Origin of the sequence: Amycolatopsis sp. BJA-103, from assembly GCF_002849735.1 — a bacterium.
Lineage (GTDB): Bacteria > Actinomycetota > Actinomycetes > Mycobacteriales > Pseudonocardiaceae > Amycolatopsis.
Genome location: NZ_CP017780.1, coordinates 1,502,608 through 1,518,777, shown reverse-complemented (window position 1 = coordinate 1,518,777; position 16,170 = coordinate 1,502,608). Strand labels below are relative to the sequence as shown.

13 protein-coding genes are annotated in these 16,170 nt (G+C 68.6%); 1 reads left to right on the top strand and 12 read right to left on the bottom strand.

All coding sequences use genetic code 11. The features are described from left to right. Positions 1-9: 9 nt before the first annotated feature. From BKN51_RS07090 to BKN51_RS07035, 12 genes are all read right to left on the bottom strand, one after another. Positions 10-2,034, bottom strand: a complete 2,025-nt coding sequence (locus BKN51_RS07090; RefSeq protein WP_233224106.1) for a CobW-like GTP-binding protein — start codon at positions 2,032-2,034, stop codon at positions 10-12. Positions 2,035-2,206: 172 nt separating this feature from the next. Further along, positions 2,207-2,737, bottom strand: a complete 531-nt coding sequence (locus BKN51_RS07085; protein ID WP_233224107.1) for a hypothetical protein — start codon at positions 2,735-2,737, stop codon at positions 2,207-2,209. 123 nt (positions 2,738-2,860) lie between these two features. Continuing rightward, the gene (locus tag BKN51_RS07080; protein WP_101606846.1) at positions 2,861-3,130 is read right to left on the bottom strand and encodes a hypothetical protein; all 270 of its coding nucleotides are present in this window, start codon (positions 3,128-3,130) and stop codon (positions 2,861-2,863) included. Positions 3,131-3,216: 86 nt separating this feature from the next. Further along, entirely contained in the window at positions 3,217-3,858 is a 642-nt protein-coding gene (locus BKN51_RS07075) for a TetR/AcrR family transcriptional regulator (protein ID WP_101606845.1), read from the bottom strand. Next, positions 3,855-4,706, bottom strand: coding sequence for an SDR family oxidoreductase (locus BKN51_RS07070; protein WP_101606844.1), 852 nt, complete (start codon positions 4,704-4,706; stop codon positions 3,855-3,857). Before BKN51_RS07070 ends, BKN51_RS07075 begins: the two co-directional genes overlap by 4 nt. 10 nt (positions 4,707-4,716) lie before the next feature. Further along, positions 4,717-5,886 (bottom strand): acyl-CoA dehydrogenase family protein, encoded by a 1,170-nt coding sequence (locus BKN51_RS07065; RefSeq protein ID WP_101606843.1) that lies wholly within the window; start codon positions 5,884-5,886, stop codon positions 4,717-4,719. Then, on the bottom strand, positions 5,883-7,835 hold the full coding sequence (locus BKN51_RS07060) for an ATP-binding protein (protein ID WP_101606842.1): 1,953 nt from the start codon (positions 7,833-7,835) through the stop codon (positions 5,883-5,885). Before BKN51_RS07060 ends, BKN51_RS07065 begins: the two co-directional genes overlap by 4 nt. A 9-nt stretch (positions 7,836-7,844) precedes the next feature. Continuing rightward, positions 7,845-9,443 (bottom strand): acyl-CoA carboxylase subunit beta, encoded by a 1,599-nt coding sequence (locus tag BKN51_RS07055; RefSeq protein ID WP_168214284.1) that lies wholly within the window; start codon positions 9,441-9,443, stop codon positions 7,845-7,847. Continuing rightward, positions 9,440-10,588, bottom strand: a complete 1,149-nt coding sequence (locus tag BKN51_RS07050) for an acyl-CoA dehydrogenase family protein (protein WP_101606840.1) — start codon at positions 10,586-10,588, stop codon at positions 9,440-9,442. Before BKN51_RS07050 ends, BKN51_RS07055 begins: the two co-directional genes overlap by 4 nt. After that, entirely contained in the window at positions 10,585-12,279 is a 1,695-nt protein-coding gene (locus BKN51_RS07045; protein WP_101606839.1) for an acyclic terpene utilization AtuA family protein, read from the bottom strand. Before BKN51_RS07045 ends, BKN51_RS07050 begins: the two co-directional genes overlap by 4 nt. Beyond that, positions 12,276-13,070: a TIGR03084 family metal-binding protein gene (locus tag BKN51_RS07040; protein ID WP_101606838.1), complete on the bottom strand. Its 795-nt coding sequence runs from the start codon at positions 13,068-13,070 to the stop codon at positions 12,276-12,278. Before BKN51_RS07040 ends, BKN51_RS07045 begins: the two co-directional genes overlap by 4 nt. Before the next feature lie 152 nt (positions 13,071-13,222). Further along, on the bottom strand, positions 13,223-14,638 hold the full coding sequence (locus BKN51_RS07035) for a hypothetical protein (RefSeq protein WP_146044395.1): 1,416 nt from the start codon (positions 14,636-14,638) through the stop codon (positions 13,223-13,225). Positions 14,639-14,813: 175 nt separating this feature from the next. On the opposite strand from BKN51_RS07035, the gene BKN51_RS07030 reads away from it, so the two are divergent. Then, entirely contained in the window at positions 14,814-16,070 is a 1,257-nt protein-coding gene (locus BKN51_RS07030; RefSeq protein WP_101606836.1) for an HNH endonuclease signature motif containing protein, read from the top strand. Positions 16,071-16,170 lie beyond the last annotated feature (100 nt).

Below are 16,170 nucleotides of genomic sequence, written 5' to 3'. Positions count from 1 at the left end.
GTTCGGGGTTCAGGGAAATTCGCCGCGACGGGCGAGCTCTTTGGCCGACACGAGCGCGCCGACGTCGGGGCGATGCGAAGTGGTGGCCAGCGCGGCGAAAGCGTTCGCGATCACCTCGTGCTGAGCCTGCCCGCGGACCGCGAACGGGTTGGCGGTCAGCCAGCCCGCCGCGATGAGCCGGGCGACGTTGTTGCGGATCTTCGACCTGTCGTCGGGACTCCGCGCGCTGTCGAGGTTGACCAGTTCGTCGTACAGCTCCGCGTGATCCCGTCCGGGCGGCAGATCGTCCGGCGCGTTCAGGACCAGCTCGAGCTTCGCGACCCACTCCGCGTGCGGGATCCGGTTGAACTCGTTCTCGAAGAAGGTGACCACCTCGCCGATGGCGCCGAGCGCGAGGTTGCAGTAGGCCAGGCGCACCGGATCCTGCGCGGTGTCCGGGTCGTCGCGCAGGGCCGTGAACTGCTCGGCGTAGGTCGGCCCGTCCCCGCGCCGGGCCAGCGCGGACACCAGGTTCGCGGCGATCCACGGATGCAGGGCCGCCTGGTCCTCGGTCATGCTCGCCGAGTTCTTCGCCGTCACCCACAACGCGGTGCGCAGCTCGGTCAGGATCCGCCCGACGTGCGGCTGGTCGATGCGGCTCTGCGCGGCGTCCGGGATCAGCCAGGGCGCGGTCGCGAACGGGGCCGCGGTCACGAAGTCGTCGAGGTTCACGTCGTCGAGGTGCTCGGTCAAGCCGAGCTCGGCCAGCCTGCGGTAGCAGGGATCCCGCTCACCACGGGGATCGGTGGTGAGCAGGTCGCGGTCGCCTTCCCGCACGTCGATCACCCGCAACCGCTCCGCGAGCTGCTCGACCGCGGACGGGAGCCCGCCGGTCGCCCGGTGCGCGAGCGTCACCTTCGGGGTCAGCGCGCCGGAATCGAGGACACGCGCGATCCGCCCGATCGGCTGGGCCGAGAGCCGGACCGGATAGTAGGGCGATTCGAGCGCGCCTTTGGCCGCGTCCGCCCAGTCGTCGTACGAGGCCTCTTCGCAGTCCACCATCGGCCGGACGGCGGACGGGGCGCCGGAGGCGGGTTTCCACGGAGCCAGCCACGCGGTCCCCCAGTCTTCGTGCCACCGCCCGCTGGTGGCGATGACCAGCAGCGCGTCGTGGGCCTCGCGGTCGTTCGGATGCTGGACGGCGTACCGTTCCCGCGCCGAGATCAGGTCGGCGAGGAACTCGGTCCCCCCGGCGTGATCGACGTCGTCGAGGGCCACCACCCAGTTGTGCCAGTGCCTGCGCTGCCGCGAAAGGTCACAGCTGCAGGGGCTCTTTTCCTCCGGCCTGGCCAGCCGCGGATGGTTCGCCCGGACGTCGCCGAGGAACGCCGCCATCAGCCACGCGGTGACAGCCTTCGCGTCACGGGCGTTGCCGTGCGCGAGCCGGTTGAGTTCGAGCAGCGCGTCGAACGGGGACCTGCCCTCGGCGTTCGGGAAGTCGGCCAGTGAATGCAGGGCCTTGCGGAGCCTCGGCCGGATGTTCCGGACCAGATGCGGGAACGTCTGGCGGAACAAATCCGCGTACTGCGGTTCCACGAGACCGGTCACCTTCGCCGTTTCGGACAGCGTGTCGAGCGCTTTGTCCAGTGCCGGTGTCCAGATGACTCCCTGGAAACTGGCGATCAGCGCCTTCAGTTGTGCCAGATCTTCGTCACGATTCCGTCCGGGAAGCTCCGCCTGAACTGCGATCAGCGCAAGAGTGAAACGCAGGAACTTCGGTTTCGGCCGATTCCGCCATTTGCCGGACAATCCGTAGGCCAGTTTTGTGAGCACGTCGATCGTGCCCGCGCGGCCACCCTGCCCGAAATCGAATCCGGCGTGCACGACGCCCCAGCCCAGGTCACGCCGGATCGCTTCCAGTGCCGTGGTCTTTCCCGAACCGACCGGTCCGAGCAGCAGCGTCACCGGCTGCCGGCGCGACGGATTCCCCGTCTCGCGATTGATCAGCATTCTCCGGGCGAGCTGCACCGCGGGAGAATGTCGGTCCACACTCATTTTTCCTGTTCAGCCCCTAGCTGTGATCCGGAATGGAGAGTGCGGACCATCGTAGGTACTCGATCAGAATCGGGGCACAGGAAATTCCACACCAGACACGAACGGACGAAATCCGGGGAGAATCGTAATTCTTGCTCGACGGTGAGCGATACCGCCGATCACTCGAACGGCGCTACCCGCCCCAAGCCGGATGGCGGCCACCGCCGGGATAGCCGCCGTAGTACCAGTCGTAGTACCAGTCGTTGTCGTGGTGGCCGGCGCGCGGATCCCGCCGTTCCTCGGGGGCCGGGACCGGTGTCGGCGTGGGAGACGGGGTCTCCGAGCCGTTCATCGACGCGGTCAGTGGCGGCGGGGGCGCGACGCTGCCGCCGGACGGCCCGGACGGGGCGGGCGACGGCACCGCGTCATCCGGGACCTCGACCGCCTGCGGCGCGATGGTCAGCGACGGCGGCGGGAGTGGCATCCCCGGGATGACTTCGGCCGAATCGGCCGGGGTGAGCAGCACGGCCAGCAGGCCGCCGAGGACGACACCACCCGCCGAAAGCGCGGAGATCCGCCGGAGCTTCCCGCTTCCGGGACCGGTGGTCTCCGGCGCCCGGTGCTTCGGCCCGCGCGGTCCCCGGCGACGGGGTGCCGCACCGGCTTCCCGCATCAACTCGCTCAGGGCGTCCCCACCGTTGTCGCGGCGAGCCGTGCGTGCCATCGGCACCTCCAAACCCCGGTCCGTCGCTCAGCGCGACGGCCTCAACCCGGGGTGGATCCTAGGAACGCGGGAGCCGGTTGTAAACGGTTGCCCGTCCACAGCGGACAGACGTGCGGCGAAAGGTCAGGCAGCTGCGGTGACCGCGATCGCGGCCTCGCCCGCTTCGGTCAGCTCGGCGGGCACACGACCGGTGACGGCGGAGAGGCCGGTGGACTCGGCGGGGCGGATGTAACCACCGTGGGCGAGGGCGTGCGCGGTCATCTGGTCACAACAGGCGAACCCGTCGATGAAGAGGTCCGGCTCGCAGCTGCACGACATCTGGGCGCGGCGGGCCGCGACCGCTCGCAGCATCGCCATGGCTCGATGGGACAACTCGACCTCTGAACCGGACACCGGAACGCACCTCTTTCGATCGGCTGCCTGATCAGCAGCACTTACACCGTGTTATCGGTCGCTGCTCCATCAGTGTTAACAAGATCTCAGACGTTCCCGGGAATCTCTACGTTCCGTTCGATCTTCTTGCTTTTCGCCAGTGCCAAAGTGGGCTCCAGGACACTGGCCCACTGGGCGACGATCTGCTTGCGGCGCCTCGTGTCGTCGGTCAGCAGATTGGCCAGCCCCAGGCCCCGGGCAAGATCGAGAGTGGCCTGGACCAGCTCACGAACGCCCTGGTGGGACTCGTCGACGCCGAAGAGTTCGACCGTCACCCGATGTGCTTCCCGGCCGACCCGCGCCTCCAGCGGCACCAGGGTCGCGCGCAGCCCTTCGTCGGTCGACGCCGCGACCCACAGGTGGAGCGCGGCACGGAACATCGGCCCGCTGTAGAGGTTGAGCACCATGTCGACGGCCCGTTCGATCCGCGACCGCCCCGACGGCAGTTCCGCGGCGCGAGCACGCAGTTCCACGATCTGGATCTCGCCGACGTGCTCCACCGCGGCCGCGACCAGGTCCTCCCTGGTCGGGAAGTGGTGCTGCGCGGCACCACGCGAGACCCCGGCGCGTTCGGCGATGACCGCCACCGTGGTCCCGTTCCAGCCCAGCTCGCCGATCGTCTCGACGGCGGCCTCGACCAGCCGCCGCCGGGTCGTGCGGCTGCGCTCCTGCTGCGGTTCGCGGATCATGGCCCTGATTCTGGGGTACGACTTTCGACCCAGAAATCGAGCTGCAGGTCTTCCTCGGACCCGCCGACGCGGTACTTCGAGAGATCCGTGACCCCCTCGGCGGCGAGCACCTCGTCGTCGAGGTAGAAATTCCCCGTCGCCTCGGCGCTCGGTTTGGTGAGGATCGCGTGCGCGGCGTCCGCCATGATCTCCGGCGTCCGCGACTTCGCCGCCAGCTCGGCGCCGACGACGTTGCGGATCGCCGCGGTGTCGATCGTCGTCCGCGGCCACAGCGAGTTCGCCGCGATCCCGAACGGCCGCAGTTCCGCCGCGAGCCCGACGGTCACCAGGCTCATCGAGTACTTCGCGATGCTGTACGCGAGATGCCCGGCCTGGAACCACTTCTCGTCGAGGCTGATCGGCGGCGAGAGCGTCAGGATGTGGGCGTTCTCCGCCAGCTTCAGATACGGGATGGCGAGCTTCGACAGCAGGAACGAACCGCGCGCGTTGATGTCCTGCATCAGGTCGTAGCGCTTCATGCTGACCGACTCGGTCGGCGTCAGATCGATCGCGCTCGCGTTGTTGAGCACGATGTCGATGCCGCCGAACTGCTCCGCGGTCCGCGCGATCGCGGCCTCGACCGAGGTGTCGTCGCGGACGTCGCCGACAATCGGCAGAGCCTGCCCGCCCGCGTCCTCGATCGCCTTGGCCGCGGTGTAGACCGTGCCCGGCAGTTTCGGGTGCGGCTCGGCGGTCTTGGCCAGCAGGGCGATGTTCGCCCCGTCGCGGGCCGCGCGGATCGCGATGGCCTCGCCGATCCCGCGACTGCCGCCGGAGATGACGATCGTCTTGCCGTGCAGCGTGCTCATGGGTCGCCTCTCAGTAGGACCTGGGGAGACCCAGGCTGTGCTGGCCGACGAAGTTGAGCACCATCTCGCGGCTCACCGGCGCGATGCGGCCCAGCCGGACGGCCGTGACCAGCGTGCCCAGCCCGTATTCGCTGGCGAGACCGTTGCCGCCGTGGGTCTGCACGGCCTGGTCGACGGCGCGGATGGCGACCTCGGCGGCCGCATACTTCGCCATGTTCGCCGACTCGCCCGCGCCGAAGTCGTCGCCGGAGTCGTAGAGCGACGCCGCCTTCTGCGTCATGAGCTTGGCCAGTTCCAGCTCGATCTTGATCTCGGCCAGCGGATGCGCGAGCCCCTGGTGACTGCCGATCGGCGCGCCGCCCCACACCTTGCGCTCGTTGGCGTAGGCGACGGCCTTGGACAGCGCGTACCGCGCGATGCCGAGCGAGAACGACGCGCCCATGATGCGTTCGGGGTTGAGCCCGGCGAACAGCTGCGCGATCGCCGCGTCCTCCTCGCCGACCAGCGCGTCGGCGGGCAGGTGGACGTCGTCGAGGAACAGGCCGAACTGCTTCTCCGGCGAGACGATGTCCATCTCGATCTGCTTGTACTCGAAACCGGGCGCGTCGGTCGGGACGATGAACAGCGCGGGCTTGAGCTTGCCGGTCTTCGAATCCTCGGTGCGGCCGACGACCAGGACGGCGTCCGCCTCGTCGACACCGGAGATGTAGACCTTCCGTCCACTGAGGACCCAGTCGCCGCCGTCGCGTTTGGCGGTGGTGGTGATCTTGTGCGAGTTCGACCCGGCGTCCGGTTCGGTGATCGCGAAGACCATCCGCCTGCTGCCGTCGGCGATCCCGGGCAGCCAGCGCTTCTTCTGCTCGTCGGTGCCGAAGCGCGAGATGACCGTGCCGCAGATCGCCGGCGAGACGACCATGAGCAGCAGAGGACTGCCCGCCGCGGCGAGTTCTTCCAGCACCGCGGCGAGATCGGCGATCCCCGCTCCCCCACCGCCGTACTCCTCGGGCAGATTCACGCCGAGGTAGCCGAGCCGTCCGGCCTCGGCCCACAGTTCCTCGGTCTTGAGCCCGGCGCGGGCCTGCTTGGCGTAGTACTCGTACCCGTACTTCTTGCCGAGTTCGGCGACCGCGGCCCGCAGCGCGACGCGCTCCTCGGGCTCGGTGAAGTTCATCGCGTTCATTCGTTCTCTCCTACCACCGCGAGGATCGTGCCCACTTCGACCTGCTGCCCGACGACAACCGGCAGTTCCGTCACGACGCCGTCTGCGGGCGCCGCGATCCGGTGTTCCATCTTCATTGCTTCCAGCCACAGCAACGGATCACCGGTCTTGACCGTGTCACCGGCCTCGACCGCGAGCCGGACGACGGTGCCCGGCATCGGCGCCACCAGCGAACCGGCGGCGAGCGCCGCGTCCGGATCCGCGTACCTCGGCACCACGGTCAGTTCCACGGTGCCTTCCGGCGAATCGACGAACACGGCGCCGTCGTACCTCGCGACGGCGAACTTCCGCCGCACCCCGGCGACCTCCAGGACGACACCGTCGCCTTCGGCCGAAACGAGTTCGACGCCTTCGAAGCCCTCGGCACGCAGGCCGTCACGGGTGAGCGTGTAGACGACCTCGATCTCGTCCTCGCCTTGACGAAAACGTTTGCGCTGTCCCTGGGAGCGGACGTTGCGCCAGCCGCTCGGCAGCCGTCCCTGGACCTGGGCTCCCGAGCGGTTCACCGCGGCACCCGCCAAAGCGGCCGCCAGCGCGGAAATCCGTACGGTGTCCACAGTGGCCAGTGGCTTCGCCAGCGTGTCGAGCCCGTGCCGGTCGAAGAACGCCGTGTCGGTTTCACCGGCCAGGAACGCCTCGTGCCGCAGGACGTTCACCAGCAGGTCGCGGTTCGTCACCACTCCGTGGATCTCCGCACCGGCCAGCGCTCCGGCCAACGCCCGCGCCGCGCTCCGGCGGTCCGGGGCGAAGGCGATCACCTTGGCGAGCATCGGGTCGTAGTGCACCCCGACGGTCTGGCCGCTGACGAAGCCGGAATCGAGCCGGACACCCGGGCCCACCTCGAATTCCCGCTGGGTGGCGGGAATTTCGAACCGGTGCAGCGTGCCGCTCTGCGGCTGCCAGCCCGCGGCCGGGTCTTCGGCGTAGAGCCGGACCTCGATAGCGTGGCCCCGCGTCTCCGGCTCGTCGATCGGGAGGTGCTCGCCTTCCGCGATCCGCAGCTGCAGCGACACGAGGTCGAGTCCTGTCGTGGCTTCGGTGACCGGATGCTCGACCTGGAGCCGGGTGTTCATCTCCAGGAAGTAGAACCGCCCGTCCGGTCCGGCGAGGAACTCGACGGTGCCGGCGCCGACGTAATCGATCGCCTGCGCGGCCTTGCGCGCGGCGTCGAACAGGGCCTCCCGCATGGCCTCGTCGACGAACGGCGACGGCGCCTCCTCGACGACCTTCTGGTGACGGCGCTGGATCGAGCATTCCCGCTCCCCCACCGCCCACACCGTGCCGTGGGTGTCGGCGAGCACCTGGACCTCGATGTGGCGTCCGGTCTCCAGATACCGCTCGCAGAACACGGTCGCGTCTCCGAAGGCCGAGGCGGCCTCCGCACTCGCGCCTTCGACGGCCTCGGCGAGTTCGCCGAGCGAGCGCACGACGCGCATCCCGCGTCCGCCACCACCGGCGGACGCCTTGACCAGCAGAGGAAGGTCGGCTTCGGTGACCTCGGCCGGGTCCAATTCGGACAGGATCGGGACATCGGCGTCGGCCATCATCCGCTTGGACTCGACCTTGGAGCCCATGCTCTCGATGGCTTCCGGCGGCGGGCCGACCCAGGTGAGCCCGGCGTCGATCACGGCGCGGGCGAACCCGGCGTTCTCCGACAGGAAGCCGTAGCCGGGGTGGATCGCGTCGGCGCCGGTTTCGACGGCCGCCTTGATCAGCAGTTCGGCTCGCAGATAGGTATCGGACGGCGCGTTGCCCGGCAATCGGACCGCGATGTCGGCCTCGGCGGTGTGCGGCGCGTCGGCGTCCGCGTCGGAGAACACCGCGACCGTGCCGATCCCGGCGTCGCGGCAGGTGCGGAACACGCGGCGGGCGATCTCCCCGCGGTTGGCGACCAAGAGTTTCTGGATCACTTTCGGCCCCTACATCCTGAAGACGCCGAAGCCCTCGGCGCCCTTCACTGGTCCATTGTGGATCACGGACAGGCTGAGCCCGAGCACCGTGCGGGTGTCGCGGGGATCGATGATCCCGTCGTCGTAGAGCATTCCGGAGAGGAACATCGGCATCGACTCCAGCTCGATCTGCCCCTCCACCATCGCGCGCATGGCGGCGTCGTGCTCCTCGTTGTAGTCCTGACCGCGCGACGCGGCGGCGGCGCGGGCCACGATGGACAGCACGCCCGCCAGCTGCTGCGGCCCCATGACCGCGGATTTCGCGCTGGGCCAGGCGAACAGGAAGCGGGGGTCGTAGGCCCGGCCGCACATGCCGTAATGCCCGGCGCCGTACGAAGCACCCATGAGCACCGAAAGATGCGGCACCTTCGAGTTCGACACGGCGTTGATCATCATCGCGCCGTGCTTGATGATGCCGCTCTGCTCGTACTCCTTGCCGACCATGTAGCCGGTGGTGTTGTGCAGGAAGACCAGCGGCGTGTCGATCTGGTTGGCCAGCTGGATGAACTGCGCGGCCTTCTGCGACTCCTCGCCGAAGAGCACGCCTTGGGCGTTGGCGAGGATGCCGACCGGATAGCCGTGGATGCTCGCCCAGCCGGTGGCGAGACTGCTGCCGTACAAGGGTTTGAACTCGTCGAAGTCCGAGCCGTCGGCGACCCTGGCGATCACCTCGCGCGGGTCGAACGGCACCTTGAGATCGGTGGGCACGATGCCGAGCAGGTCTTCGGCGGAGTACAGCGGCTCGGCGTAGTCCGGTTTCGGCGTCGGGCCCTGCTTGCTCCAGTTGAGCCGCTTGATGATGCTCCGGCCGAGCCGGATCGCGTCCTCTTCGTCGGCCGCGAGGTAGTCGGCGAGGCCCGACGTGCGGGCGTGCATTTCGGCACCGCCGAGCGATTCGTCGTCGGACTCCTCACCGGTGGCCATCTTGACCAGCGGCGGCCCGCCGAGGAACACCTTCGCGCGTTCCTTGACCATCACGACGTAGTCCGACATGCCGGGCAGGTACGCGCCGCCGGCGGTCGAGTTGCCGAACACCAGCGCGATCGTGGGCACCTTGGCCGCCGAAGACCGCGTGATGTCGCGGAAGATCCGGCCGCCGGGGATGAAGATCTCCTTCTGCGTCGGCAGATCCGCGCCGCCGGACTCGACGAGGTTGATCACCGGCAGGCGGTTCTGCGCGGCGATGTCCGCTGCGCGGTAGCTCTTCTTGGCCGTCCACGGGTTGCTCGCCCCGCCTTTGACCGTGGGGTCGCTCGCCGAGATCATGCACTCGACGCCTTCGACCACGCCGATCCCGGTGATCACGCTGGCGCCGACCTGGTAGTCCGAACCCCAGGCCGCCAGCGGCGAAAGCTCCAGGAACGGCGAGTCCTCGTCGAGGAGGAGCTCGATCCGCTCGCGGGCGAGCAGCTTGCCGCGTTTGCGGTGCCGGGTGACGTACTTCTCGCCGCCGCCCGCGATCGCCTTGGCGTGCTCGCCGTCGATCTCGGCCAGTTTGCCGAGCATGGACTCGCGATTGGCGGCGAACTCCTCGCTGCGTTCGTCCACTGTGGACCTGATGGTGCTCATGCGGTGTATCCCAATCGCTTCGCGGCCAGGCCGGTGAGGATCTCGTTGGTCCCGCCACCGATGCCGAGGATGCGCACGTCACGGTAGTGACGCTCCACTTCGGACTCCCGCATGTAGCCGAGTCCGCCGTGCAGCTGCACGGCCTCGTTGACCACCCATTCGGCGGTCTCGACGGCGGTGTTCTTCGCGAAACAGGCTTCGGCGATGACCTCTTCGCCCGCGACGTGGCGTTGGGCGACCTGCCGGGTGTACGTCCGGGCGACGTCGATCTTGCGGGCCATCTCGGTGAGCTTGTGCTGCACCAGCTGCCGGGAGATCAGCGGACGGCCGAAGGTCTCGCGCAGGCGGCACCAGTCCAGCGTCAGGTCGAGTGCTCGTTGAGCGTGCGCGTAGCCCTGCACCGCCAGCGAGACCCGCTCGGTGACGAACTGCGTGGCGACCTGTGCGAACCCGCTGTTCTCGGCGCCGACCAGGTTCTCCGCGGGCACCCGGACGTCCACATAGGACAACTCGGCGGTGTCCGAGCAGAGCCAGCCCATCTTCTCCAGCTTGCGGGACACGGTGAAGCCCGGCGTGCCGCGCTCGACGACGATGAGCGAGATCCCGTGCGCGCCGGATTCCCCGGTGCGGACCACCGTGGTCACGAAGTCCGCGCGGCAGCCCGAGGTGATGAACGTCTTGGCACCGTTGACGACGTACTCGTCGCCCTCGCGCACCGCTGTCGTGCGGATCCCCGCGACGTCGGAGCCGCCGTCGGGTTCGGTGACCGCCAGCGAGCCGATCTTGGCGCCTTCCAGCGCCGGCCGGACCCAGCGTTCGATCTGCACGGGGTCCCCGGCCGCCGCGATGTGCGGGACGGCGATGCCGCAGGTGAACAGCGAGGCGAAGAGCCCACCGGAACCGCCCGCGTAGTGCAGTTCCTCGGCGATGACCACGGCGTCGAGATAGTCGCCGCCCCCGCCGCCGACCTCCTCGGGGAAGCCGACGCCGAGCAGTCCGAGTTCCCCGGCCTTGCGGTGCAGTTCGCGAGGCAGTTCGCCCTCGCGCTCCCAGCCTTCGAGGTGCGGCAGGATCTCGGTTTCGGCGAACCGCCGGACGGTCTTGCGCAGCTCGGCGCGTTCCGGCGTCGAGAAGGGGTCGGTCACAGGAAAGCCTCCGGGATGTCGATCTCGCGGGAGCGCAGCCATTCCCCGAGTGCCTTCGCCTGCGGGTCGAACCGCGCCTGCGACGCGACACCTTCGCCGAGGATGCCTTCGACGACAAAGTTGATCGCCCGCAGGTTCGGCAGGAGATGCCGCCGGACCTCGAGGTCCGCGGTCTCCGGGAGCAGCAGTTTGAACTCGGTGACGGTGAGCCGGTGGGCGAGCCAGCGCCACGCCTCGTCGGACCGCGCCCAGACGCCGACGTTCGCGTTGCCGCCCTTGTCACCGCTGCGGGCGCCGATCACCTTGCCCAGCGGCGCCCGGCCGACCTGCGCCTGGGTGAACGGGGCGGGCAACCCGTATTCGTCCACATCGGACAATTCAAGCGTGTCGGCGGCTTGCGCGATGTCGCGCCGCGTCCCGTCCGGCAAGACCGCGACGTGCGGAACCTTTTGGGCGTCGACGAAAGCGGCCCGGTACACGCCGTAGGGCGAGGCGGCCGCGGGTGGTGCGGTCACGTGGAAGCCGGGGTAGCTCGCCAGCGCGAGCTCGATCGCCGCACCGCTGAACGCGCGCCCGGCGACCTCCGGATCGGCGTCCTTCACCGCGACATGCAGCAACGCGCTCGCCTGCTGCTCGGTTTCGGCGTCGGGCCGGTCCGTGCGGGCCAGCGTCCAGCGGACCTCGGCGGGCGGTCGTGCTTTGAGCGCGCCTTCGAGCTGTTCCTTGACCAGCGCGGCTTTCGCTTCGATGTCCAGTCCGGTGAGGACGAACGTCGTCTCGTTGCGGAAGCCACCGAGGCCGTTCAGGCAGACCTTGAGCGTCGGCGGCGGGGGCTCGCCGGTGACACCGCTGATCCGGACGCGGTCCGGACCGTCGTCGGACAGGGTCAGCGTGTCGATCCGCGTCGTGACGTCCGGCCCGGCGTAGCGGGCGCCGGTGATCTCGTAGAGCAGTTGCGCGGTGACGGTTCCGGTGTTCACCACGCCACCGGTTCCGGGATGTTTGGTGATCACGCTGGAACCGTCGGCGGAGATCTCGGCGATCGGGAAGCCCGGGACACCGACCTCGTGCTCGGTGAAGAACGCGTAGTTGCCGCCGGTGGCCTGGGTGCCGCATTCGATCACGTGCCCGGCCACGACCGCGCCCGCCAGCGCGTCGTGGTCGTCGCGCGCCCAGCCGAAGTGCGCGGCGGCGGGACCGACGATCACCGAAGCGTCGGTGACCCGGCCCGTCACCACGATGTCGGCGCCCGCGTTCAGGCATTCCGTGATCCCCCACGCGCCGAGATAGGCGTTGGCGGTCAAGGTCTTGCCGAACCCGAGCTCTTCGGCACGCTGGACGAGGTCGTCACCCTCGACGTGCGCGATGGCGACGTCGACACCGAGTTTCGCGGCCAGCTCGCGGAGCGCCTCCGCGAGCCCGGCGGGGTTGAGCCCACCGGCGTTCGCGACGATCTTGACGCCCTTTTCCTTGGCCAGCGCGAGATTTTCCTCCATCTGGCGGAGGAAGGTCTTGGCGTAGCCACGGTTCGGGTCCTTCATCCGGTCTCGGCCGAGGATGAGCATGGTCAGCTCGGCCAGGTAGTCGCCGGTCAGCACGTCGAGCGGGCCGCCGGTGAGCATCTCGCGGACGGCGGAGAACCGGTCGCCGTAGAACCCGGAGGCGTTGCCGATCCTGATCGGCGCCGTCATGCGAACTGTCCCGGCTGCCGTCCGGCTCCGGGAGGTCCGGCGAAGGCCTGCGCGATCCCGAGCCATTCCTCGACGTCGGCGCCGGTGGCGACGAGGTCGGTGTCGTCAGGATGACGGCGCTGGGTGATGACGAGGCAGAAGTCGACGGCGCTGCCGGTGAGCCGCTGCTCGGCGTCCTCGGGCCCGAACGCCCAGTTCGTGCCGTCAGGCGCGGTGAGCTCGACCCGGAACTCCTCGGCGGGCGGGGCGAGCGCGTTGAGCTTGTAGGCGAAGTCGCGGGTGCGCGTGCCGAAGCGGGCGATATGCCAGATCCGGCCGGTGTTCTCGCGTGCGACGCCGAGCGCGTCGAAGATGTCCTGACCGTGCGCCCAGGTCTCCATGAGCCGCGCGGTCACCATGGAGGCCGCGCTCATCGGCGGGCCGTACCAGGGGATCTTCTGCCCGTCGGGCACCGCGGCGAGCGCTGCCGCGAGTTCCGCCCGCCCGGCTCGCCATTCGGCCAGCAGTTCACGGGGCGGCGTCTTCGCGCCCTCGACGGCACCGTCGTCGACATAGGTCTCCCCCGTCGCGAGGAGCCCTTCGATCTCGGTCTGCCACTCGGCCTCGGACCCGCGCGCCGCGATCAGCGCCTTCCGGTCCGTCCAGGCCAGATGGGCTATCTGATGGGCGATCGTCCAGCCTTCGGCCGGGGTCTTCCGCGCCCAATCCGACGCGGGCAGCTCCGCCACCACGTCGTCGATGGCCTGCGTTTCCGCCGCGAGATCCCCAAGGATCACGCCAAGGTCAGCCATGCCCGCCTCCTCGCGTCCTCCTCAGGCTGGCACCCTCCGGCAGAAAAATCAAGCACGCCTGATTGTTTTGACGGGGGGGCTGAAGGGGCCCTTCACCGCATCCGACGCGGTGAAGGGCCCCTTACCTGCATGTCACGCGGGGAAAGGCCCCTTCAGCCCCCGTAGAGGGCGCCGACCGCGGCATGGACCGAAGTCGAGTACACCGGGTCGTACGTATGGCGCCCGGCCAGGACGTCGCCGCCCTTACGGCTGTAGGTCCAGCCGCCGTCGGCCTCGAATCCGGGGTTCGCGACGTGGCAGCCGGTCAGGCTGATGTCGTCCATCCGCGCGGTGACCGAGTAGTTGGTGACGGCCTTCTTCTCGTACAGCCGCAAAGTGAGCGTCGCCGACCCACCGCTCAGCCGCGGCGTGAGGTCGACCGGCGACGAGGTGTACCAGTCGCTCCCCTCGCTGGCGACGTCGCGCTCCCACACCTGCGTCCCGCCGACGATCGCCTGTTTCGCGTGGTACCCGGGCGGGCTCGTGGCCGGCCGGTCGTCGGTGTGCCATACGACCATCCGGCACGACGTCGACCCGGCGTCGAGGCGGACGGTCGCACTCGCGGCCGCGTAGTCTCCCGCCGTCGTGGCGTTGTCGGGGTGCACGGTGAACACCAGCGCGCTGTTCCCGGCGTGCGCGACGCGTTCGTCGCTGGACTGCGGGCGCCCGGGCGTCAGCGGCAGCGCGTATTGGATGACGCCGTCGAGTTTCCCCGCCGCCGCGTACTCCAGGCCGACCGCGGTCACCGCGCGGACGTACTCGACGTCAGGGGTGATCGTGGTGCGCGACAACGTGGAGGCGTACACCATCAGGATGGCCTTGCGGCTCTTGCCCGCGAGCCGCGCGACGATCTGGTCCAGCTGCGGGCGGAGACTCCCGGTCCACAGCGTGTTGCGATACGGGTCGTCGCGGAAGGGCAGGATGAGACTGTCGATGCTCGCCGCGTAGGTGTCCACAAAGGACTGTGTGACCGCGTTGGCGTACACCACCGGATAGAAGTCCAGGCCCGGCTGGATCGCCCGGGCGGCGGTCCGCATCCTGGCGGTGTAGTCCTTGGTGAAGGTGGCCGTGTTGGCGTTGAAGTCGTCCATCGCCCAGGCCTTCAGCACCGGGAAGCGCACCGAGAGCCGGGCGATCGCCTGCCCCCACGCGACGTAGTCCTTCTTGTAGGGCAGGTACTCCGCGCAGCTCGTGCCGCCGGGGCACTCGGTCGGCGGGACCAGGTAGACCCAGACCGCGAGGCCGCTCGCCTGCGCGGCGGGCAGGAACTCCTGCTCAAGATCACCCCAGTCGGTGGACTTGTTGACCAGGAACGCGTACGTGTCCGCGTTCATCGCCCGGAGCCGGTCCACGGTCGCCCGCGCGTCGACGTGCCCGTCCGCCTTGCGCACGGGATTGGCGTAACTGGCACGGATCCCCGGCGCGGGCGCCGCTTCGGCGGGCAACGCGAGCAGCGAACCCAGGAGCGCCAGCAGCAGCGCGACCACGGACCATCTCCCGGCCTGCCGCGAGGACAAGGGTGTCGTCATGGTTCCTGAGCCTGCCGGGATCGCGCATAAGTTCCGTACACGCCCACAGGCCAATCACAAGACTCTGCGTAGTGCATTCACCATCTTTTGTTCCCCATCGAGTGAAATGACCCCCACCTGCCCGCTACGCAAATCGGGCTAGTACAGATGTTCGAAACGGCGTAGCCTTGATCCCGTGGCCAGCGAAAACAGTCCTCAGGCGGCGTGCACCGAGTGGTGGCGTGCTGATGCTGCGACGCTGCATGCCCGTAAGCAGGAAATCGAGGTCCTGAAGCGTCAATTGGACGCGGAGCAGTACGCGATCTTGGCGGAGTTGAATTCTCGTGGGATTCGTGGGTGCACGGGACATTCGACGTTGATGGGGTTGATCCTTGAGGACTTCCACGTGTCGCAGAAGGAAGCCTCAGCCCGTGCGGATCGTGCCCTGGCGTTGCATCCCGGGGCAGCCATCGGCGGGGGCGTCGTGCCACCGCTGGCTCCGTTGACCGCCGAAGCCGCTGCCGAAGGTGCGATCGGGGGAGGTCAGATCGATGCGATCATCGGCGCTCTCGCCCTGGTCCCCTCCTTTGTTCCTGCGGAGGAGGTGCGGGCCGGGGAGAAGATCTTGGTTGATTTGGCTCGGCGGGCTGGGCCGAAGGAGATCGTGACGGCTGGGCGTCGGATGCTGAACACGATGGATCCCGACGGCAAAGAGCCCCGTGACAAGGGCCCGAAAGACGCCCGTCCGGAGTTGCGGTTCATCAAGCATCGTGACGGCACGCTCGGGTTCGCGGGAACCCTGGATCTGGAAACCTACGCACGGTTGAAGTCCGATCTCGATCCGCTGGCCAAGCCGCACAAGGCCGTCGATGGTGTCAGAGACTCCCGCGGCCAAGGCGAGCGTTATGGGGACGCATTCGCCGACTACGTACGACTCAAGACCGCCAGCCCCGACCTTCCCGGCCAGGCCGGGGAGTCGACCCAGATCCTGGTCACCATGGCCTACGAGGATCTGATGAACGAGGTCGGCGACGGCCTCCTCGACCTCGTCGGTCCGATCAGTGCCACCGACGTCCGGATCCTCGCCTGCGATGCCCGGATCCGGCCCGTCGTTCTGTCCGGCGCAGGGCAGCCGCTGGATGTGGGGCGGTCCAGCCGGTCCGCCACCACCCCGCAGAAGCACGCGTTGAAGATCCGCGACGGTGGCTGTGCGTTCCCTGGCTGCGATATGCCGGTGCAGCGTTGCACCGCCCATCACATAGTTTTCTGGCGTCACCGAGGCGAAACGAAGATCGACAATCTGGTGCTGCTCTGCGCGAGACACCATCGGCTGATCCACAAAAGCGAGTGGAAAGTCCAGATCGCCCGAGACGGACTACCTGAATTCATCGCACCTGCTTATCTTGATCCGACAGGGGAACCAAGGCGCAACACGATGCATCTGCGGGTATAGGCCGACGACAACAAGGGTGCCGAGATTCACGCCACCGTAGTCCACTATGGACTAACGGAGTTCACCGCGCCTTCCCAATTCCCTCATCACCGCGGGTCGC